This is a genomic window from Trinickia symbiotica (assembly GCF_003028655.1).
GTDB classification, from domain to species: Bacteria; Pseudomonadota; Gammaproteobacteria; order Burkholderiales; family Burkholderiaceae; genus Trinickia; species Trinickia symbiotica_A.
The window spans coordinates 61,822-81,788 of sequence record NZ_PYUC01000006.1; the positions used below are offsets into that span (position 1 = coordinate 61,822).

Consider the following 19,967-nt stretch of genomic DNA (forward strand, 5'->3'; position numbering starts at 1 on the left):
GAGTACAGGATGACAGTGTTTTTTATCGGCGCCGGACCCGGCGATCCCGAGCTCATTACCGTGAAGGGGCAACGGCTCGTGCGGACTTGTCCCGTCATTCTCTATGCAGGGTCGCTCGTTCCTCCCGCGGTGCTCGAGGGCAACGTCGCCGAGCGCGTGGTGAATACGGCGGAACTCGATCTCGACGAAATCGTCGCATTGATCGTCGAAGCGCATCGCAAAGGGCAGGACGTCGCGCGCTTACACTCCGGCGACCCGTCGCTTTATGGAGCGATCGGCGAGCAAATTCGCCGGATCCGCTTATTTGGCATTCCTTACGAAATCGTGCCGGGCGTCACGGCGACGGCCGCCTGTGCCGCCGCGCTCGGTTGCGAGCTGACGTTGCCCGACGTCTCGCAGACGCTGATCCTGACGCGCTTCGCAACCAAGACGGCAATGCCGGAGGGCGAACGGCTCGGCGCTCTCGCACGCCACCGCGCGACGATGGCGATTCATCTCGGCGTGCGGCACCTCGCACGCATCGTAGAGGAGATTCGCCCGCATTACGGCGACGATTGTCCGATTGCCGTGATCTATCGCGCCAGTTGGCCCGATGAGGAGCGCGTGCTCGGGACAGTGGCCGATATCGTCGACAAGGTCCGGCAGACCGATATCGAACGGACTGCGCTGATTCTGGTCGGCCATGTGCTCGCGGCCGAAGGGTTCGCCGATTCATCGCTCTATGCGAAGGCGAGCCGCGTAGCAGAGCCGCGCTGACGGATGCGTCATTCGCAGGTTTGCCGGCCGGCGATCTGCGGCAAGCCATCCGCGATTTCGTAATAGTCGCCCTTTTTCGCAACGCATACGTGCCGCGTGAGCCGTAGCCCGGTCGGCTCATCGATCGTCCCCGCGGCGATTGCAATCCGCCGCTTGTCGCTGCTTTCCGAAAACAACTGCGCGCCGCATCGAGAGCAGAAGCCTCGTCGTGCAACAGGCGAGGAGCGGTACCAACGCAGCTTGCCCGTGCCGACGATCTCGATGTCGGCCGAATCGCATTCCGTATAAGCCGCAAAGTGGCTGTGCAGGCGGCGGCAGAGCGGGCAGTGGCAAGCGATGACATCACGCAACGCGCCCCGTACCGTGTATCGCACCGAGCCGCAAAGACAGCCTCCGGTGGCTCGAATCGGTCTTTCCGTGACCTCTGGCATGCGGTTCTCCTTGCATTCGTCGATGATTGGACTATAGTTCTGGAACTATCGTTCAATCAAGGTTCGATCATGTTTGACTGGGTCCGAGACATTTTCGATAATCTGGCCGCGGAGCGTCGGCGTCGCGCAAACCTGCAATTGTTCGGCAGCTTGAGCGACGAAGTTTTGCGCGACATAGGCCTCGAGCCCGATCGGGTCGAAGCAGGGTTCACCTCGCTTCGGTCTCGGCCTCGGCGGGGCAATGACACCGTTCGTTCTCGCCAGACTACGCGGCTGCTCCGTGGTTGAACGATGGAACCCTTGCCAAATTGACGGATATCGCCTTCGATGTCGCCGCGCGGTGCATGGCCGAACTCGGTCACCCGCACCGCTTACAGATCTTCCAGCTTCTTGTGAAAGCGGGAGAGGGCGGCCTTGCCGTGGGTGAGATCCAAAAGCAGGTCGGCATTCCGAAGTCGACACTCGCGCATCATATTGCTCAGCTCGTCGCGACCGGGCTCATGACGCAGGAACGTCAGGGCAGGATCCAGCGATGCCGCATTGCGCCCGAGCGGGCGCGCGCGCTCGTGACGTTTTTCGTCAACGACTGTTGCGAGGGATTGCCGGGGATCGAAGGGTTGTTCGATTGATCCCGGCGAGTTCGGCGATCGCGGGACAGCCGGCACCGTACCGAGGAAAGACGGCTCAGTGTGACGATGACGACGAGCTCGGCATCAGCACGAGTCGATGCACGGCCGGACCGGGCAAGAACGGGCTCGCATTGCCGTGCACCCAGTTCTCGTGGCCCGCGAGAAAATAGGGCGACGCCGGATTCCCCGATTCGCCACCCGGCATTTCGAAGATCGCTTGCGCTTCATGCCCCGGCGATATCACCATGCGCTCCGAGGCACCGAACGAGGGCGACTGGATTCGCGGCATGTTGATGTCGCCCGGCAGCGGATCGCGCGGCGCTTCCAAGCGGGACTCGAGTATCGGAACCCACGATGGAATCATCCGGGCGAACGGGTGCTTGATCGATGCGCGATTGCGATCGCCCCAGCGCGCCTCGTCGAGCGTCGTGCCGTTTTGCGTCACGGACTCGATGGCTCGATCGATGCGGTCGAGCGCGAAGGCATGCCAGCCGTCGAAACGCGACGGCACCCATGCGCGATGTTGCGCAAGCGCCTCCATGACGGCGAGCGAGCGCGAAGTGGCGTGGCGATAGTTGAGATCGGGCTGCGTCTTTGCCAGCTCCGCATCGAGGCCGCCGAACCACGCCTCGTAGAATGCGGAGTAAAACGCGCGCACCAACGTGTAGCCGACCGCATCGGCGTCCGCTCGACCATTCCATTGTTCGATGAGACTCCGGAACTTCGCACGCTGCGGATGCCCCTCGAGCGCGGCTTCGTCGAGCGTTTCGAGCGCAAGCTTCCGCCACGGCTCGATCCAAAGCGCGCGATCGTCCGTTTGCAGCGCGAGCATGTCGCGCTCGCTGAAACGATCGCGCGCGAACAGCGCATCGCGGATTTGCGTGGCACGCGCGCCGACATCGCTGCCGCTGTCGCCGATTTTTGCTTGCTCCACTCCGGCGAGCTGTCGGTTGTTCGCCGTCCATATCCGTCCACCCGGAGGACCGACGAGTCGGGGGTATTCGGGCGGGTTCAGATAGCCATTCCAGCCGCGGTATTCGTTGCTTCGCACGGGGAAATCAGTCAATGCCGTCGTTGACGCATGCGCCGGTACCCGGCGAGGCAGGGGGCCGGCGACTGTCCAACCGATATTGCCTTGCGCATCGACTACGGTCAGGTTCTGCGTAGGAATGCCGCAACTCGCACCGATCGTCAACGCGCTCGCGACATCGTCGGCGTCGGCGAGCCGGGCCAATCCGAGGTTGACTGCCCGCGCGTCATGGGCGACCCATCGTATCGCGTAAGTGTGCGCGCCCGCTTTCAGCATCGGCCCCCATTGAGTATCGGCAACGTCGAATTCGACCGGGGCCGCTCCGCTGACGGCGATTCGCTCGCGATGTACCGATGCGCGCGCCCAGTGTCCGTCGGACGTTCGATAGCGCAGCGGGTCTTGCGGATCGATCTCGAGGTCGATGACGTCGAGGAAATTGCCGTAGCTGTTCGTGAAGCCCCAGGCGATTTTGCCGTTGCTGCCCGCGACGATTGCCGGCGTACCGGGCAGGCTCACGCCGGTGATGCGTCGGCTCATGCCCCGAGGATCCTTCGTGACGACGGAAAGCCGGTACCAGATGTTCGGCAGCGATAACCCCAGATGCATATCGCTCGCGAAAATGGCGGCACCGCTTGCGCCGTGCGCGCCATCGACTGCCCAGTTGTTACTCCCGACCATTGCCGCAGGCGCGGCCGCCATGTCCTCTTCTTCAGATGCTTGCGCATGAACGGGCGGAGAGCCCACCCAATCGGGGGTGGAGGGAGGAACGGGGTAGCTTTCGACGGTTGCTGCGTGGGTCTTGTTCGCGGTGCGGGGGGGCAGACGATCGAGCGGCGCATCCCAATGGCTCGACGTCGGCAAGAGGAACGGCAGCAATCGGGCTGCCACGCTCTCGCGCAGTGCCGCGCGCGAGAGCGTGTGCTGCAATTCTTCGTACTGCAGATCGAAGTACATTGCGTAGATCACGAGCAGCGTGTCTTCGGCGGTCCAAACCTCGGGCCGCCTTTTCAACAGCCAATATTCGAACGGCCTTGCACTGAGCGAGGCCAATCCAGCGTTGACTCCGGCCGTGTACCGATCGAGCAGCCGTCGCGAATCGTCGTCGAGTGACGCGATGATCACGTGCGCGCGGGCGCGGAACCGATGGAGGCGATGAAGCCGATCGAGATCGAGCGCGGAGGGGCCGACGAGCGCGGCGAGTTCGCCAGCCGCGACGCGTCGCAGCAGGTCCATTTGGAAATACCGATCCTGCGCGTGAACGAAGCCGGTGGCATAGGCGATATCGGCGGTGGTGGTCCCTTCGAGTGTCGGCACACCGAGCTTGTCTCGCTCGATGGTGACTTGCGCCTGCAGGGCTGGGGCGACACGCGTTCCGTCGATCGTGGGCAGACTCGAGTGCACGAGCGCGCGTCCGCCGATGGCGATCGCCAAAAGCAAGACCAATAAAACGGCCAGCGCGCGCATGGCGAAGCGGGGCAGGTGTGTTGGCTTATCGAGCGTTGCTAGTGGTCGGTCTGGCGTGGACATCGTCGTTCCACAGTTCTCGTTGACTGACCGCTATAATAGACGCTTCAATCAGAGCTTCTCGTGAAACCATCTATCGCGCTGAACGCGCACCGTGAGGAAATTCGCAGGATCGTGGAGGATAACCGTGCGTCGAACGCACGCGTGTTCGGCTCGGTGGTCCGCGGCGAAGACACCGAAGAAAGCGATCTTGACCTTTTGGTCGAGCCAAGGCCGGGCATGTCGCTGCTCAATGTCGGGATCATTCGGTACAAATTGGCGGATCTGCTCGGTGTCAAGGTAGACGTTCTAACGCCGAATGCTTTGCCTGACAAGTTCCGGGCGCGTGTTCTCGCGGAGGCGCAGCCGGTATGAGCAGCAAAGCGCCCCGCCTTCGCGATTATCTCGGCCATATCGTCGAGGCAATTGACCGAATCGAACCATGAATTCGAAAGCCATCGTTGCGATTCACGGTGGTGCGGGCACGATCCTGCGCCAGGACCTGAATGTCGAAACCGAGGCGCACTACCGCGCCGAGTTGAACGCGGTGCTCGCCGCGGCGCAGGAAGTATTGGCCGGAGGCGGCAGCGCGCTCGACGCTGTGAGCATTGCGGTGCGTATGCTCGAAGACTGCCCGCTTTTCAACGCGGGATGTGGCTCGGTCTACACCGCTGACGGCAAGCACGAGCTCGACGCCGCAATCATGGATGGCGCGACGCTCGCGGCCGGCGCCGTTTGCGGCGTCACGCGACTGCGTAATCCCGTGCTTGTCGCGCGCCGCGTAATGGAAGCGACCGACCATGTGATGCTGGCCGGCGCAGGCGCCGAGGCGTTCGCGATGGCTGAGGGGCTCGAACTGGTCGAGCCTGGCTACTTCGATAGTGACTTTCGGCTCGCGCAATGGTTGAAGGCGCGGCAAGCCACAGGAGCCGTTCTCGATCACGATTCGGGCGCGTTGATGTTTCGCACGGAGAACGGCAAACCAGGCGCACGCACGCCGGAACCGCTTGACCCGGACACGAAGCTCGGCACGGTAGGTGCCGTCGCACTCGATCGAAACGGCCATCTCGCGGCGGCAACGTCGACGGGCGGCATCACTAACAAGCGGCCCGGGCGTGTCGGCGACAGCCCGATCATCGGCGCCGGCTGCTACGCAAACGACGCGACATGCGCGGTATCGTCGACGGGCACCGGTGAGATGTTCATTCGGCTCGTCGCCGCTTACGACGTCGCGGCTCAAATGGAGTATCGCAAAGTGTCGTTGCGCGAGGCCGCGCATGATGTCGTCATGAACCGGCTGCCGCGCATCGCGGGCCGGGGTGGTGTGATCGCCGTCGATGCGCTCGGCAATCTCGCGATGCCGTTCAATACGGAAGGCATGTACCGCGGTTACGCGCGTGTGGGAGAGGCGCCCATTACCGCGATCTATCGCGAAGAAGCGACGTAACGACGCGGCGACACGCGCTCGAAACGTCCGTTACTCGATCCGATCGAGCAAAGCCGCTTCGCGCCGACGCAACGTTTCCTGAATGGCCGCGAGCCCTCGGTTCACTTCGTCGAGATGTTCGAGCAGCCATTCGCCGCCGCGTGTATCGAGCGTCGCATGCAGCAGCTTGCATTGACCGACCAGCCTCTCGTCGCAATCGATGAGGGCCTTGAGCGTATCGGCCTCCCGGCGATAGCGTTCCGTCATGCGATCGTTCTCCGGCACGGGCTGCGATTGCAAGCGGCCTCCGATCATGCTGATGCTCGCGGCGAGCCGCTCGAGCTGCTGCGATGCCGCGCTCACCGAGGGATCGGGGAATGGCCTTTCGCGCGACGGTACGCCGAAATTCGCGCGGCGATACTCGGCCGCGGCAAGTTCCACGCTCGTACGGGCCATGCCGAGCAGCCAGGCGGCTTTGCTCCGCACAAGCTGATCGTCGGCGCGTAGCTGATTCTCGCGCCGGTAAAAGTTGTAGCCCCATCCGTAGAAGAGATTGATCGCGGTTTGCCGCAGCACGCCTTCGTCGTAAAAGCCCGAGTCCATTCTTTCACGCGCCCGTCGGAAGCCCAGTGTCACTTGCGAGCGGATAAACGCCGGCGGCCGGGCCGCCGATCTGGAACGGCACGCCCGCCGCGGCGTTCGGCGCGGAAACAAGGCCTTTTTCGGCCATTCGTAACGCGAGGTAGTAGCGGACGGCTTCGATCGGCGTGAGACCGATCGCCTGAAGCGAAATCAGCTCGCGCATCCGCTCGTCCTTCGGCACGATGAGCACCTTCACGTCGTTGAGCAAAATGCCGAACGTCCGCAGGAAATCTGACAGATGCATCTTCACCGAGTCTCTGATCTCGGTGATGTGCTCGTTGATGCTTTCCATTTTCGTGACCTGGACGATCTGATTGATCGCCTGCTCGATTGCGGGGCCCGCATATTCGGCGACTTCCTGCGTATCGATGAAATTGCCGTTGAACGGCATGTGCGTAATCAGGTCGAGCGCCGCCTCTTTCGAATCGATGTGAATGTAATAGTCGACCTGATAGGCCATCTCGGCCATTTCGGCGCTCGTCGCAACACCCTGGTTGCGAATGAGCAGCTTCGAGCGGTTCACGTAGATGACTTCGAAGACCCACGGCGACGATCCGCCGAAAAAGCCCTGCGCAATCGAGCCGAGAAGCGGCTTGTCGGGCGTGGTCAGCGTGTATTGGCCCGTCTCGTAGACGTTGAGCACGGCGCCGCGTGACTTGAGCACACAGAAATGATTGCTCTCCACGGTCAAAAGCGATCCCGATACGATACTTTCGTCGGCAATCTTCACCGCCAGTCCCTTCGTCCCCAGCATGTCGGTGCCGTCGCGCTGCAGCGACGTGATTACCTGTCTTGTAATGGCCATGCGATGCTCCGTGTGATCGTTCGTTGGATCAACTAAAAGGGAAGCGGTTGCCGCCAGGCTTTTCTCGGCGTTCAAAGCATAGGCTGACAGCGAAAAATGTCAATTGGTCGAATGTGGGGCGACGAACCTGCCGGGCAAACAGACATAACGGTCCGGCCGCAGGCTTAGTCGCGCGAGGTCAGCTGCACGATCGAGCCGGCGATGTCACCACAATTGGCAACCCCGTCATCCAAATGCTAGACTTCGCCGCGCCGGAAAACCTTTCAACGACATGACACTTCGACGACACGCACGCCTGACCGCATGGCTTGGCCTCATCGCCATGTGGCTCATCGTCTGCGCGCCGATCGTGAGTCAGCTCGTTGTCGCGTCTCACGAACGCGAGCCCGTCGCGGCGCTGTGTTCCGCTAGCGAATCGCGGGACGCTTCCCAGCATTCGGCATCCGATTCGCTCTCCGCATGCGGCTATTGCGATCTGCTGGCGACGCATGCGGCGATGCCGGCGTTGCCTGCTGTCGCGGCTCCTGTGCTGACGCTGGTCGTGATCATGACCGCGCCAGTGCTATCCGTTCGCTTCACGCCGCTCGGCGCATTCCCGTCCGGACGCCCCCGAGACCCACCTCTCGTTTCCTGATCGCCGTTCACCTAGACCGTCCGCAGCGCCCTTTGACGGCGCATACGGTCGTTTGTCCAACGCTTTCAGGAATACGCAATGTCCTTGTTTTTCTGGGCATGCGCATCCGCTTGCCGGCGCAAGCGGATTCGGCATGCCACGCTCGCCGTTGTGCCGATCTCGTTGCTGCCGCACTTTGCGCACGCCGATGACAAGACCGCTGAGCTCGTTTTGCCCACGGTGACCGTGACGGGCAGCGCACAGTCCGCCGGATCGTTATCGTCTCCAGCCATCGATCCCAATCTGCCCGCGACCGTCGAGACGGTCACGCGCAAACAGTTCGACAACTGGAACGTCGTCAACACCGAGGACGTTCTGAAATACATGCCGAATCTCGCGGTGCGAAAGCGCTTCATCGGCGATCTGAATTCGATCATCGCGGTGCGCGGCACGAGCAACGCCCAAAGCGCGCGAGGACTCGTCTACGCCGACGGCTTGCTGCTCAGCAACCTGCTCGGCAACAGTTGGTCTTTCGCACCACGCTGGTCGATGGTTTATCCCGATTCGATCGAGAAAGTCGATGTCATTTATGGGCCGTACTCGGCGCTCTATCCGGGCAACTCGCTCGGTGCAACGGTACTCGTCACGACCCGCATGCCGACGACGTTCGAAGCCGACGCGGACGTGAAGGCATTCACGCAGCACTTCAGTCTCTACGGCGTCAACGAGAATTTCAACGGCACCGAAACGACGGCGACGATCGGCAACAAAATCGGCAAATTTTCGTTCCGGCTCGGCGTCAATCATCTCGCGAATACGAGCCAGCCGTTGCAGTTCGCGACGCTCGCGCAATCGTCGACTCCCTCGCGGGCAGGCGATACGCCTGTCAACGGGGCCTACTTCTACAACAATCAGACTATGAGGCCGACGGCGGTGCTCGGTGTCAACGGCGAAGGGATCCAGCACACGGTGCAGGACCAGTTCACGCTGCGAGCGCAATACGACTTCACGCCGACCGTGCAAGGCGCTTTCACGCTCGGCTATTGGCATCAGACCTACAACAGCGGAACATCGACGTTTCTCACCGACGCGAATGGGAATCCCGTCTACAGCGGGAAGGTCGACATCGGCGGCTACGAGTACACCATTCCCGCAGCCGCGCTTGCGCCAAGCCTCGGTTTCAACGAAAACTGGCTCTACGGCCTCACGTTGCGCACCCATCAGGCAACGGGGTGGAACGCGGAGGCGATCGCCTCGTACTACGACGTGACGAACAGCGTGGCGCGTACCGCCAGCGCGGGTGCGCCCGGCAACGGCCCGGGCGTCGTGACCTACGGCGACGGCACCGGCTGGAAGACGCTCGATCTGAAAGCAACGTGGACGCACGCGTCGCCGGCCGCGGGGTGGGGCGCGCATTGGCTGACGTTCGGCTATCACTACGACAACTATTTCGTCGACAACGAGACCTACAACACGACGAACTGGCGCGACGGGGCGGCAGGCTCGTTCGCCAATGCTTTTGCCGGCAGGACGCGGACCCAGGCGCTGTTTGCGCAGGACGCCTGGCGCGTTTTGCCTCGGTGGAAGTTCGTGTATGGCCTGCGCTACGAGAACTGGAACGCCTATGGCGGCCGCCAGGCCGTCGGCGCGGCGGGACTGCCCTATCCCGAGTCGAGCGATCACCACCTTTCGCCGAAAGCTTCGCTTTCGTTCGATGTGACCAACGACCTGACGTTGCGGGCGACAATCGGACGCGCATACCGTTTTCCGACCGTCAGCGAGCTGTTCCAAGGTCAAATCAACGGCTCCTCGATCGTCAACAACAACCCGAACCTCAGGCCGGAAGACGATCTGTCGAAGGAACTTGCCGCCGAATGGGCGCATTGGAATGGCCTCATGCGGATGTCGTTGTTCCAGGACGACGTGAAGAACACTATCTTCAGTCAGACGGACACGACGGTCATCCCGAACGTCACCAGCTTTCAGAACATCGGCAAAGTACGCTCGCGCGGCGTGGAGCTCAGCTACCAGGGCGAGGACGTATTCGCGCGCGGACTCGATCTCGTTGCAAGCGTCGCTTATACGCAATCGAAGATTGTCGCCAACGCGCAGAACCCGGCCTCCGTCGGCAAATACTTCTATCGCATCCCGCTGTGGCGGGCCAATCTCGCCGCGACCTATCACCTCGACGAGCGCTCGGCGTTGACGTTGGCGGCGCGCTACTCGGGGCGCCAGTACAACACGCTGACGAACACCGACTCGAACCCTGATGTGTACGGCGGCACCAGCACGTATACGGTGGCCGACGCACGCTTCAGCTTCAGGCCGACGAAGAAAAGCGAAATTGGCGTGGGCGTCGACAACGTCTTCGATGCTCGCTACTTCGTCTATCACCCGTACCCGGGACGGACGTTCTATATCGACGCGAAGCTGAGGATGTGATGACAACGAACAACGGTTATCGAACGCTGTGGCGCTGGCATTTCTATGCGGGGCTCTTCGTCATGCCGCTGCTGATCGTGCTCGCGGTCACCGGTACGCTCTATTGCTTCCAACCGCAGATCGAGCGCGTGATCTACCGGGACAGGCTCGTAGTCGAACCGCAGGGGCAACCCCGGCTCTCCGAGGAAGCGCTGTTGGCGCGCGCGGCGGGTGTCCTGCCGAAGGGCGCCGTAGCCAGCAGCGCGCGTATCGCGAACGACCCGACGCGCAGCGCGGAATTCATCTTCCGGCTGCCGGATGGCGAACGCGAAAGCGTGTACGTCAATCCCTACACCGGTGCGGTGCTGGGCACGTTGAGCGTCGAGCATCGCTTCATGCAGATCGATCGGATGTTGCATCGCAAGCTGCTGATGGGCAAGCCGGGCGAACTGCTGATGGAGTTGGCCGCGTGCTGGACGATCGTGATGATCGGCACGGGGATCGCGCTTTGGTGGCCGAAGGAGGGCGCTCGCGCAGGCCGTAAGTTCTGGCCGAACTTCTCGATGAAGGGACGGGCTTTGTGGAAGAGCGTGCACGCGGTGCTGGGTGTCTGGCTCGCGGTCGGGGCGTTGGCCTTCGTCGTGACCGGATTGCCGTGGACGGGCTCATGGGGCATGCAGTTGAAGTCGCTTGCGACGAGCGCCAACCTGGGTGCGCCGTCCGGAGCTTGGGGCGGGCTGCGGCTGCATTCGCAGGCGCGCGATGGGGGGAGCCCATCGATCGACTCCGCGGATGCGCACCATGTCGATCATGCCGATGCTGGTGCTGGTGCCGATGCTAGCCGCATGAGTTCGATGGCAGTGATGACGATGGACGACATGCCGCTTGCCAATGTGCCATGGGCCGTAGGGGCCGTCCCCGTGCCGCGCATGCCTGGGCACGCGCATGACCCGCGGGCGCGCCTGCCGCTCGACCGTTTGATCGAGGACGTGCGCAGGTTTGGGCTGGCGGATGCGTACGAGATCGTGTTTCCGCAAAGCCGAGATGGCGTTTATACGGTCACCTATTTCCCGCAGGATCCGCGCGGCGAGCGCACGCTATTTCTCGATCAGTACAGCGGTGCGGTATTGAAGGACATCCGCTACCGTGACTATGGAGCAGTGGCGAAGGCGATTTCATTTGGCACGTCGCTGCACATGGGGCGCTACTTCGGGCTCGCGAACCAGATCGTCTGCACCTTGATTTCACTGGGGCTCGCCGCGATGGCGGTCACCGGATGCGTGATGTGGTGGAAGCGGCGGCCAGTCGGCAAACTCGGGGCCCCCGGCCGAGACCATGGCATGCCGCCGATGCGCGTATGGAAGGCCGGGCTTGCGTTCCTAGGCATCCTATTTCCGTTGATGGGAGCAAGCCTCGTTGCAGTGTGGGTAACGGACCGCGCATTGTTTGGACGGCCGGCCGAGCGCTGACAGACGAGTGGCTGAAACAGTCCGCGCTCGATCGAGATCCGAATTCGATCGACGTCCGTATTCGATCGCGGTCGGTATTCGATTGGCGGCTCGTCTATCTCGTCGCTCACCTGCGCGTTAGTGGCTGCGAGAGCCTTTGCGCATGGCTGATGAGATCGTCGAGCATCGAGGCACGCTTCTCGGCAGGCGTATCTCGGCTCGTCATGAAGCAGAGCGCGGCAATCGCCTGCCCCGTCCAATCGCGGATGGGCGCGGCCATGCAAAGCCGGAACGTATTCGACAATCCTTCGGTGCAGCAATATCCCTGTTGAGCCGCGCGCTCGACATCGCGTAGGAAATCTTCGAACGCTATGCGTTGACCGTTGTCCAGCACGAAATCTTCGTCGGGAATCAGTGCGCGTATTTCGTTCGCATTGAGATGCGCAAGCAGCAATCTTCCCGTTGCGGTCCAGGGAATCGGCACTTTGACGCCGATTTCGGAGCTGATGTTGAACGGCCGTGAACTATTCTCGGAGAGCACCACCGTGTACTTGTTGCCCTCGAGCGTGCAGAGCTGCGCTGTCTCGTCGTGCTTCCTGACGAGCGCGAGGATGGCCTGATGCGCGCGGCTGATGAGATCGTTACGCGCCGCGTAGTCCGAGCCGTAATAGTGCATGGCTCGACCGAAAAACACCTCGCCCTCCGGCGTCGTCTCGAGCCAGCCCGCCTCCGTGAGAATGGCAACGAGCTCATAGACGCTGGAGCGTGGCGCGCCGGTCGCATCGATGAGCTCGCGCATCGTCAACGGACGCCTCGCGAGATGGAGTTGCTGGCATATATCGATTACACGATCGACGCCTCGCGCTCTCATTGGAGCCGCCGCGGACGTCTCGATTGCGCCTTCGGCGGTCGGGTTCCTCATCGAATTCATGGATCTGTAGTAATCAATTCGGGCGTTCTCACGCGGCCGCCCGCTTCTGAACATCAATCGCGAGCCGGGACGGCCAGCGCCAACGCGATCAGTGTTCGAGCACCCGCTGCAGGAATTGTCTCGTTCGCTCGTTCTGCGGATTCGCGAATATCCGCTCGGGCGATCCCTGTTCGGCGACGAGCCCCTTGTCCATGAACACCACCCGGTCCGCTGTCTTGCGGGCGAAGCCCATTTCGTGCGTGACGACGACCATCGTCATTCCATCGCGCGCGAGACCCCGCATGACTTCCGTCACTTCGCCGACGAGCTCGGGATCGAGCGCCGAGGTCGCCTCGTCGAAGAACATGATGCTTGGCTCGACGGCCAATGCGCGCGCGATCGCGACACGCTGTTGCTGGCCGCCCGACAACTGACTCGGATAGTGCTCGGCACGGTCGGCCAACCCAACGCGATCCAGCGCCTCCATGCCGCGCTTGCGCGCATCGGCCGGTGCCATCTTGCGCGCCTTGATCAGCGCGAGCGTGACGTTGCCGAGCGCAGTCTTGTGCGGAAACAGATTGAATTGCTGAAACACCATGCCGACGTGGCCTCGAATTTCCTTGGCCCGGCGCGACTCGTGCAGCGGCACATCGTTGACCCACACTTCACCGGCATCGGCCGTCTCGAGCCCGCTCATGATGCGCAACACGGTGCTCTTTCCAGAGCCCGAAGCGCCGATCAGCACGAGCACCTCGCCCGGACGAACATCGAGATCGATGGACTTGAGCACTTGCGTCGAGCCGAATGACTTGCTGACCTGCATTAGATTGATGACGGGTTTCGTTTCGGCGGTGGCATTCATGGTCATGTCGGCAAGCTCCTTCGATCATGGCGGCGCACCCACTGCGAGAGCGGGAAGCAAACGATGAAATAAAGCAGGGCAACGAGTCCATAGATCTCGACTGGCTTGCCGATGCGATCGACGATGGCCTGGCCTCCGTGCATCAGTTCCGACATGCCGATCATGCTGACGATCGACGTGTCCTTGATGAGGGACAGGTACTGTCCGATGAGGGGCGGCAGGACGATCTTGCCGGTCTGCGGAAGCACGACCGAGAAGAAAGTCTGGCTCCTCGAGAGGCCGAGGATCTGGGAGGCTTCCCATTGGCCCTTGGGCACGGCCTCGATCCCGGCACGGAAGATTTCGCCAATATAAGCGCCTTGATAGATACTGAGGCCGGCGACGCCAGCCGCGAATACATCGATGGCGTAGCCGAAATACGAAACGCCGAAGTAAATGAACATCAATGTAATCAGGACCGGCGTACCGCGGAAGAGCTCGGTATAGAGCTTCGCGATGCGCCCCGTGCCCCATGGGCCGAACGTGCGCAGCACCGCTGCGAGCAGTCCGGCAATCGTCGAGCCTGCGATCGCCGCGGCCGACAATAGCAGCGTGACGGCCAGGCCCTGAAGCAGAATCGGCAGGCTCGTCGTCAAAAGATCCGTCGACATATCCGCTCTCCGGTTTGGGCTTCAAGTGCGATGTGCCTGGCGCAGAAATAAAAACCCGCGGCGGGTGCGCTTCGGCATCGCAAGCGGCGGATGAAAAGCTTTCGCGCCGATTCGCTCCGCGAGCCACGACAGAACGTTGCTCAACACCAAATAGGCGACGAGCGTGATGGAGAATGTCTGGATATAGAGCAGCGTGCGCGAGTTGATCACGATCGCGGTGCCGGTCAGCTCGGGCAGGGCGATCGCCGAAAGCAGCGACGTCCCCAGCAGTAGCTGAATCAAATTGTTGACGATGGCGGGATAGACGGCGCGCGCGGCTTGTGGCAAGACGACGGAGAGAAAAATTTGCGATCGCTGGAGTCCGAGCAGGCTCGCCGCTTCGATTTGCCCGCGCGGCACCGATTGAATGCCGGCCCGGAATACCTCCGCCAAATAAGCGCCGACATTGACGCCGAGCGCAATGACTCCCGCGGTGTAGGCGCTGAGATGGGCACCGAGCGAGGGCAACCCGAAGAAGACGATGAAAATCTGCAGCAGCACGGGTGTATTGCGGATCAGCTCGATATAGCCGCGCGCGACGGCACGCAGCGCGAGGATCGGCGATGCGCCTGCAAGAGCCGTCGACAAGCCGAGCACGATCGCAAGCAAGAAGGAGAGGAGCGTGACCTGAAGCGTGAGCCACGCGGCGTGGATGAAATCGGGCACATAGCCCCACAACGTGAGCCATTGGTAAAGCATTGCTTCTCCTTCCTTCTCGACGATCCCCCAGCTGACGGCGAACCAGTCGAATCAGCTTCGCTCAGAACTGCGGATTGAGCGGATAGCGCGGATCGGCGCCGAACCACTTCTTGTAGAGTTGAGCGTTGAGCTTCGAAGCGTTGATGTTGAACAGGAACAAATTCAAGTAGTTGAGCCAGGTCTGATCGCCGGCTTTTACCCCGAATGCGTTGTATTCGAGCGGCACGAGCGCTTCGTTCGTGACCGTCAAATTCGAATCGAGGCTGGCTTGATAAGCGAGGAAGTTGTTGTCCTCGATCATCGCATCCGCCTGACCTTGCTTGACCGCCAGAATGGCGGCCTGGGAACTGTCGTATTCCTGGATCTTGATCGGCATGTTCAGCGCGCGCACCTCGTCGCCGTTCGTCGAGCCTTTGACCGTCGCGATCGTGCGGCCCGACATGTCCTTCACGGATTGAATGCCGCTGTTCTTGCGAACGAGCAACGCCTCGCTCGCCACGACGTACGGCGACGTGAACGAAATCTCCTTTGCTCGTTCAAGGTTGCGGGTGAAGTTGCAGAAGACGACGTCCACCTTGCCCGTCTGCAGATTGGGGATCCGGTTCGCGCTTGTCGTGTTGATCACTTCGAGCTTGACGCCCATTTCCTTCGCCAGTTCCTTGGCAAGATCCACGTCATAGCCGTCCGGCTGTCCATCTTTGTTGTAAAAGCCGAACGGCGCGAACGTGAGGCAGTCGCCCACGCGCAAAGTGCCTCGTTGCAGCACGGACTGCAGCGCCGATGCGCTGGAAGCGTCCTGCCCAGGCGTCGAGACCTTCGTACAGGCCGCAAGTAGCATGAGGGCAGCCGCGGCCGCAATAACCAGAAGATTTGCGCTGTGTCTGACAACTCTCATGTTTGCAGTCCTGTCCGGTGCGAGATAATCCGTGGAAGAAGGGGTGACGAGACGCGTTTCGCGGCAACTTGCACAAGGGTGCCGCCCTGTATTCGCCGGCGGTCCGGTATATCGGACTCACGTCCGGTATTGCGGATGCAGGCCAGTCTTTCACGGAAAAAATGTTGTGGCAACGGGGTAAACGCGCGGGTCAGCCATCACCGCGCGGAACGGACGTGTCCGGTTTTCGCTATCGCTGTAGGGCCGACCGATAGTTATCGCGCGAACGGATGCCCATGTCGTCTTCGCTTAGCGAGGCACCAGCGCGTCGAGCACTTCGCCGATTTGCTTCGTCAATCCATCCATTCGCGAGGCACTGACGTTCCCATACCCCAGCACCAGTCCGTTGTAGCGCGCCTGCTTGCCGTCCAGACAAAATCGAGAAAGCGGCCGCAGCACCAGACTTCGGGTCCGCGCGACGTGGCTGACTTCCGTATCCGCCACTGGCAGATCCAATCTTGCCGACAAATGCATGCCTCCCGCCCCGCCCGATACGGTCAACGCACCGCGCAAATTGCGCTCGAGCGCTTCGTGCAGGGCCGTTCGCCGCTCGGCGTACAGCCGCCGCATCCGCCGCAGATGGCGCGTAAAGTGTCCCGCTTCGATGAACTCGGCCAGAGCGAGTTGCTCGGCCACGCGTCCACGCAACATCAGCCGGCTTGCCGTATGCCGCAAGACGGGCGCGAGTGCGGGCGGCACGACCATGAAGCCAATGCGCAGCGCCGGAAACATCACCTTGCTGAACGTGCCGAGGTAGACCACAGGAGCGTCCTCGGCCAAGCCCTGAACGGCGGAAAGTGGCGCGCTGTGATGACGGAATTCGCTGTCGTAATCATCCTCGATGATCCAGGCGCCCATTGCGCTTGCCTGGGCCACCAGCGCCAGCCGTCGCTCCAGGCTCATCACGGCGCCGAGTGGGTACTGATGCGACGGTGTGATGTAGATCAACTTGGGTGGGGTGTCACGCCAGTCTTCGAGGCGCGGCGCAAGGCCGTTCGCATCGACGCCGATCGGTACCAGCTGCAGGTTTGCCGCCTGAAAAGCGTTGCGAGCGCCGTCGTAGCCGGGGTTTTCGATCCAGGCTGTGTCGCCGGCGTCGGCCAGCGTGCGCGCACAAAGGTCCAGGCTGTTTTGCGTGCCGCCGGTAATGAAAACCTGCTGCGCTTCGCAGCGCACGCCGCGTGAGATACGCAGGTACTCGGCAATGGCCGTGCGCAGCGCCATATCGCCCTCAACCGGCATATAGCCGAGTTGAGCCGGGCCGATGTTGCGCCAAGCGCGTTCCATGCAGCGCCGCCATTGCGCAAGGGGAAACTCGTCGAGCGCGGGCGTGCCGGGCAGGAATGGCAGCGGATCGTCCATGCCGGCGTCCTGCCGGATCATGTTCGCCACGCGCCGTGAGAGCACCGGTGCATCGCCGGGCGCGACAAGCGGCGTCCGCTGCACGCCAACCGCGGCCACTATCGTGCCCTGCCGCGTCCCGATCAAGAAACCTTCGGCCGCCAGCCGCTCGTACGCGTAGAGCACCGAGTTGCGAGCCATCCTCAACTCGTCGGCCAGCGCGCGCGATGACAAAAGGCGCGTGCCTTCTTCGATCTTGCCGCTGAGGATGGCGGCTCGCAGGCAGGCGTAGAGGCGCCGTTGCTGAGGCATTCGTGCTGGCGCCTCTTGCGCGGACTCGCGCACGAACGTCGACAGCAAGACACCGTAGTCCATCGTGGCTCCAAATGTGCGGTTGTTGGTGGGTCTATACATGGTGCCATGATTTTCTTATCGTTGGTCGTCGCAACTAATGATCACGATGTCTCGCCATGACCACCATCGAAGCCACGCCTCCGTCCGCGCGCACCCGTGTGCGCCGTGTCGCGAACCGCGGGCACTACGATCGCTCGACTCTTTACGCGATCATCGACGCATCCTACGTGTGCCATCTCGCCTTTGCCGACGACGATGGAGTGCACTGCATTCCCACCGCCTGCTGGCGCGAGGGCGATCATCTGTACATCCACGGCTCCAATGGAAGCCGCATGTTGAAGCTCGCGGCCGCCGGGGCACAGGTGTGCATAACCATTACGCATTTGGATGGTTTAGTGTTGGCGCGTTCGGCTTTTCATCACTCGATGAACTACCGCTCCGCTGTCATCTACGGCGCCTTCGAATTAGTGGACGGGCCAGCGAAGGCCGCGGCGCTAGATGCGTTCGTGGAATTCATCGCACCGGGTCGTTCACGCGAAGTGCGCCCTGGCGACGCCAACGAACTGGCTGCGACCACCGTCCTGCGCATTCCGCTCGACGAGGCAGCATCGAAAATCCGCACCGGTGGTCCGAAGGACGACGACGCCGATATGGATCGTCCGGTCTGGGCAGGCGTGCTGCCGCTCGCGCTGCAGCCGCTAACACCGCTGGTCGACGCTGCGCCTACGGGTACGCCCGATTACGTGAGGCATTGGCAAGGCGAGAGGCATACAGCCGACTCGAAATGAGGCGGTTTGCGTTTCAGCGAATCCGAGGCCCAACGAACGCGCTCAGGAAGCCGCGGCATTAAGCGGGCGGTATCGCGCCACATCTAGCGGAAGCAGTCGGGCCGGGGCCGGCCAAACACTGTTCCTGCCCGCGGCTTTCGCGTTGTACAGCGCCTGATCCGCGGCGCGGATCACCGCGGCGACATCGCTGTCGCGCTCTGGCGTCCAACTCGCTGCACCGATACTGACGGTCGCGTGCCCGAACTCGCTGCCGGTGTGCTCGATCTCCAGCTCGGTGATGGCACGGCGGATTTTTTCAGCGATCAGAACGGCACCGGCGGCAGTCGTGTCAGGCAGTACTACGACGAATTCTTCTCCGCCGTAGCGACCGGCGCTGTCGGCGGGCCGGCGGATATTCTCGAGAATGCATCGAGCGACGGCGGCGAGCACGTCGTCCCCGGCCTGATGGCCGTATGTGTCGTTGTATGCCTTGAAACGGTCAATGTCGATGAAAAGCAGGGAAAACGCGGCACGCGTACGCCGCGCGCGACTCCATTCGCGCTCGACGATCTCGTCGAGGGTTCGCCGGTTGTTCAGCCCTGTGACGCCATCGGTCCTCGCAAGCACTTCGAGCTTTATTTCGAGCTGCATCCGCCGCCGCAACTGCACGGCGAGCATGCACGAAGCTCCGACGAATGCGAAGGCGAGCGCGGCGGTCAACGAGCCGATCGTCAACGCCCGTCGGCGCCAGACCGCGTAGATGTCCGATTCGGCCTCGGCCACCATGATGATCAGCGGCAGATCCGGAAAGTTGCGGAAGTAGTAGAGCCGCCGCACGCCGTCGATCGAGGCGGTGTCGGAATAACTTCCCTCAGGCATCGAAACGAAGTGCCTGTACGTGCTGGCCTTGCTGATATCCCGCCCGATGATGCTGGGATCGAACGGCTGCCGCATGACCATGATCCCGTCGCGGCGGATCAGGGAGATCGCGCCGTGCGGTCCGAGCGATAGGCCCGCGAACAGCTGATGAAAGTACTCGAGGTTGATAGCCATCAGGACGACGCCGGCGAACGACCCATCGGGATGCGATAGGCGATAGCTCATTGCGATACTGGCCGTGCCGTTACGCAGCCGTGACCTGTAGGGGTCCCCGACGAAGAGTCCCGCATGAGGATTGTCACGCTGCACCGTGAAGTATTGGCGGTCCGCGAAGTTGCCCTTGCGCGGCACCTCGCTCCCCGAATCCAAGACGATATTGCCCGAGGCGTCGAGCACGAGCATCGCGCCTAGGTATTTTGCCGTGGTCGCGCGATCGAACAACACCGCATGACGCAGGCGAGGGGGCAAGGCCATCACGTCGGCTTGGTTGAGTCCATCCACGACCGCCTGCATGGAAAGCGAATAGAGCTCGAAATTGCGCTCGATGTCGCGCTCGGCGATAAGCGCAACATTGCGCGACGTTTCGCGAGCGCGGGCGAGCGAATCCTGCCGGCTCTGGTAGAGAACGGTGGCGGTCAAGCCGAGCATGGTCAACGCGATGAGCAAGCCGGCCAAGACAAACACTCGGGGCTCGGCCAGACCTTGCGCCAGTCTGGTTGCCGAAGCCAAGTGCGCGCTATTTCTTTTCGTTGTCGTCTCCATCGTGTATTCGGGGGTTTTTAAAGGCTTCCTGAAATGCGCTGGACAGCGCGCGGAAGACCGGGCCAG

19 protein-coding genes are annotated in these 19,967 nt (G+C 62.1%); 8 read left to right on the top strand and 11 right to left on the bottom strand.

What is annotated here, in order from left to right; genetic code table 11:
* Positions 1–9 precede the first annotated feature (9 nt).
* Positions 10–756 (top strand): precorrin-4 C(11)-methyltransferase, encoded by a 747-nt coding sequence (gene cobM, locus C9I57_RS13215; RefSeq protein WP_107151138.1) that lies wholly within the window; start codon positions 10–12, stop codon positions 754–756.
* Positions 757–764: 8 nt separating this feature from the next.
* On the opposite strand, the gene C9I57_RS13220 is transcribed toward cobM, so the two are convergent.
* On the bottom strand, positions 765–1,187 hold the full coding sequence (locus tag C9I57_RS13220) for a GFA family protein (protein ID WP_258187623.1): 423 nt from the start codon (positions 1,185–1,187) through the stop codon (positions 765–767).
* A 284-nt stretch (positions 1,188–1,471) separates the two neighbouring features.
* On the opposite strand from C9I57_RS13220, the gene C9I57_RS13225 reads away from it, so the two are divergent.
* Positions 1,472–1,816, top strand: a complete 345-nt coding sequence (locus C9I57_RS13225) for an ArsR/SmtB family transcription factor (protein WP_199189650.1) — start codon at positions 1,472–1,474, stop codon at positions 1,814–1,816.
* Positions 1,817–1,871: 55 nt separating this feature from the next.
* Here C9I57_RS13225 and C9I57_RS13230 read toward each other — a convergent pair whose 3' ends face one another.
* Positions 1,872–4,373 (bottom strand): penicillin acylase family protein, encoded by a 2,502-nt coding sequence (locus C9I57_RS13230; protein ID WP_258187624.1) that lies wholly within the window; start codon positions 4,371–4,373, stop codon positions 1,872–1,874.
* A gap of 60 nt (positions 4,374–4,433) precedes the next feature.
* On the opposite strand from C9I57_RS13230, the gene C9I57_RS13235 reads away from it, so the two are divergent.
* Positions 4,434–4,724 (top strand): nucleotidyltransferase family protein, encoded by a 291-nt coding sequence (locus tag C9I57_RS13235; RefSeq protein WP_018441012.1) that lies wholly within the window; start codon positions 4,434–4,436, stop codon positions 4,722–4,724.
* A 67-nt stretch (positions 4,725–4,791) separates the two neighbouring features.
* Positions 4,792–5,796, top strand: coding sequence for an isoaspartyl peptidase/L-asparaginase family protein (locus tag C9I57_RS13240; RefSeq protein ID WP_107151141.1), 1,005 nt, complete (start codon positions 4,792–4,794; stop codon positions 5,794–5,796).
* Positions 5,797–5,826: 30 nt separating this feature from the next.
* Here the strand turns inward: C9I57_RS13240 and C9I57_RS13245 are convergent, their stop codons facing one another.
* On the bottom strand, positions 5,827–6,378 hold the full coding sequence (locus C9I57_RS13245; protein ID WP_107151142.1) for a hypothetical protein: 552 nt from the start codon (positions 6,376–6,378) through the stop codon (positions 5,827–5,829).
* A 4-nt stretch (positions 6,379–6,382) separates the two neighbouring features.
* On the bottom strand, positions 6,383–7,222 hold the full coding sequence (locus C9I57_RS13250) for an SPFH domain-containing protein (protein WP_107151143.1): 840 nt from the start codon (positions 7,220–7,222) through the stop codon (positions 6,383–6,385).
* 271 nt (positions 7,223–7,493) lie between these two features.
* On the opposite strand from C9I57_RS13250, the gene C9I57_RS13255 reads away from it, so the two are divergent.
* The 3 genes from C9I57_RS13255 to C9I57_RS13265 all read left to right on the top strand — a co-directional run bounded on the left by C9I57_RS13255 (position 7,494) and on the right by C9I57_RS13265 (position 11,725).
* Positions 7,494–7,856: a DUF2946 domain-containing protein gene (locus tag C9I57_RS13255; RefSeq protein ID WP_107151144.1), complete on the top strand. Its 363-nt coding sequence runs from the start codon at positions 7,494–7,496 to the stop codon at positions 7,854–7,856.
* 78 nt (positions 7,857–7,934) lie between these two features.
* On the top strand, positions 7,935–10,277 hold the full coding sequence (locus tag C9I57_RS13260) for a TonB-dependent receptor (RefSeq protein WP_107151145.1): 2,343 nt from the start codon (positions 7,935–7,937) through the stop codon (positions 10,275–10,277).
* Entirely contained in the window at positions 10,277–11,725 is a 1,449-nt protein-coding gene (locus C9I57_RS13265; protein WP_107151146.1) for a PepSY-associated TM helix domain-containing protein, read from the top strand. Before C9I57_RS13260 ends, C9I57_RS13265 begins: the two co-directional genes overlap by 1 nt.
* Before the next feature lie 106 nt (positions 11,726–11,831).
* Here the strand turns inward: C9I57_RS13265 and C9I57_RS13270 are convergent, their stop codons facing one another.
* From C9I57_RS13270 to pdxR, 6 genes are all read right to left on the bottom strand, one after another.
* Positions 11,832–12,575 (bottom strand): IclR family transcriptional regulator, encoded by a 744-nt coding sequence (locus C9I57_RS13270; RefSeq protein ID WP_107151388.1) that lies wholly within the window; start codon positions 12,573–12,575, stop codon positions 11,832–11,834.
* Between the two features lie 148 nt (positions 12,576–12,723).
* Positions 12,724–13,482 (bottom strand): amino acid ABC transporter ATP-binding protein, encoded by a 759-nt coding sequence (locus C9I57_RS13275; protein ID WP_440130203.1) that lies wholly within the window; start codon positions 13,480–13,482, stop codon positions 12,724–12,726.
* Positions 13,479–14,126 (bottom strand): amino acid ABC transporter permease, encoded by a 648-nt coding sequence (locus C9I57_RS13280; RefSeq protein ID WP_107151148.1) that lies wholly within the window; start codon positions 14,124–14,126, stop codon positions 13,479–13,481. Before C9I57_RS13280 ends, C9I57_RS13275 begins: the two co-directional genes overlap by 4 nt.
* 21 nt (positions 14,127–14,147) lie before the next feature.
* On the bottom strand, positions 14,148–14,864 hold the full coding sequence (locus tag C9I57_RS13285) for an amino acid ABC transporter permease (RefSeq protein WP_107151149.1): 717 nt from the start codon (positions 14,862–14,864) through the stop codon (positions 14,148–14,150).
* Between the two features lie 61 nt (positions 14,865–14,925).
* Complete coding sequence (locus C9I57_RS13290; protein WP_107151150.1) at positions 14,926–15,759, bottom strand: ABC transporter substrate-binding protein; 834 nt, start codon at positions 15,757–15,759, stop codon at positions 14,926–14,928.
* Positions 15,760–16,047: 288 nt separating this feature from the next.
* On the bottom strand, positions 16,048–17,514 hold the full coding sequence (pdxR, locus tag C9I57_RS13295) for a MocR-like pyridoxine biosynthesis transcription factor PdxR (protein ID WP_107151151.1): 1,467 nt from the start codon (positions 17,512–17,514) through the stop codon (positions 16,048–16,050).
* A 95-nt stretch (positions 17,515–17,609) separates the two neighbouring features.
* Between pdxR and C9I57_RS13300 the strand changes: the two genes are divergently transcribed.
* Positions 17,610–18,281: a pyridoxamine 5'-phosphate oxidase family protein gene (locus C9I57_RS13300; protein ID WP_107151152.1), complete on the top strand. Its 672-nt coding sequence runs from the start codon at positions 17,610–17,612 to the stop codon at positions 18,279–18,281.
* A gap of 42 nt (positions 18,282–18,323) precedes the next feature.
* Here the strand turns inward: C9I57_RS13300 and C9I57_RS13305 are convergent, their stop codons facing one another.
* The gene (locus C9I57_RS13305) at positions 18,324–19,901 is read right to left on the bottom strand and encodes a sensor domain-containing diguanylate cyclase (RefSeq protein WP_440130204.1); all 1,578 of its coding nucleotides are present in this window, start codon (positions 19,899–19,901) and stop codon (positions 18,324–18,326) included.
* Between the last annotated feature and the right edge of the window lie 66 nt (positions 19,902–19,967).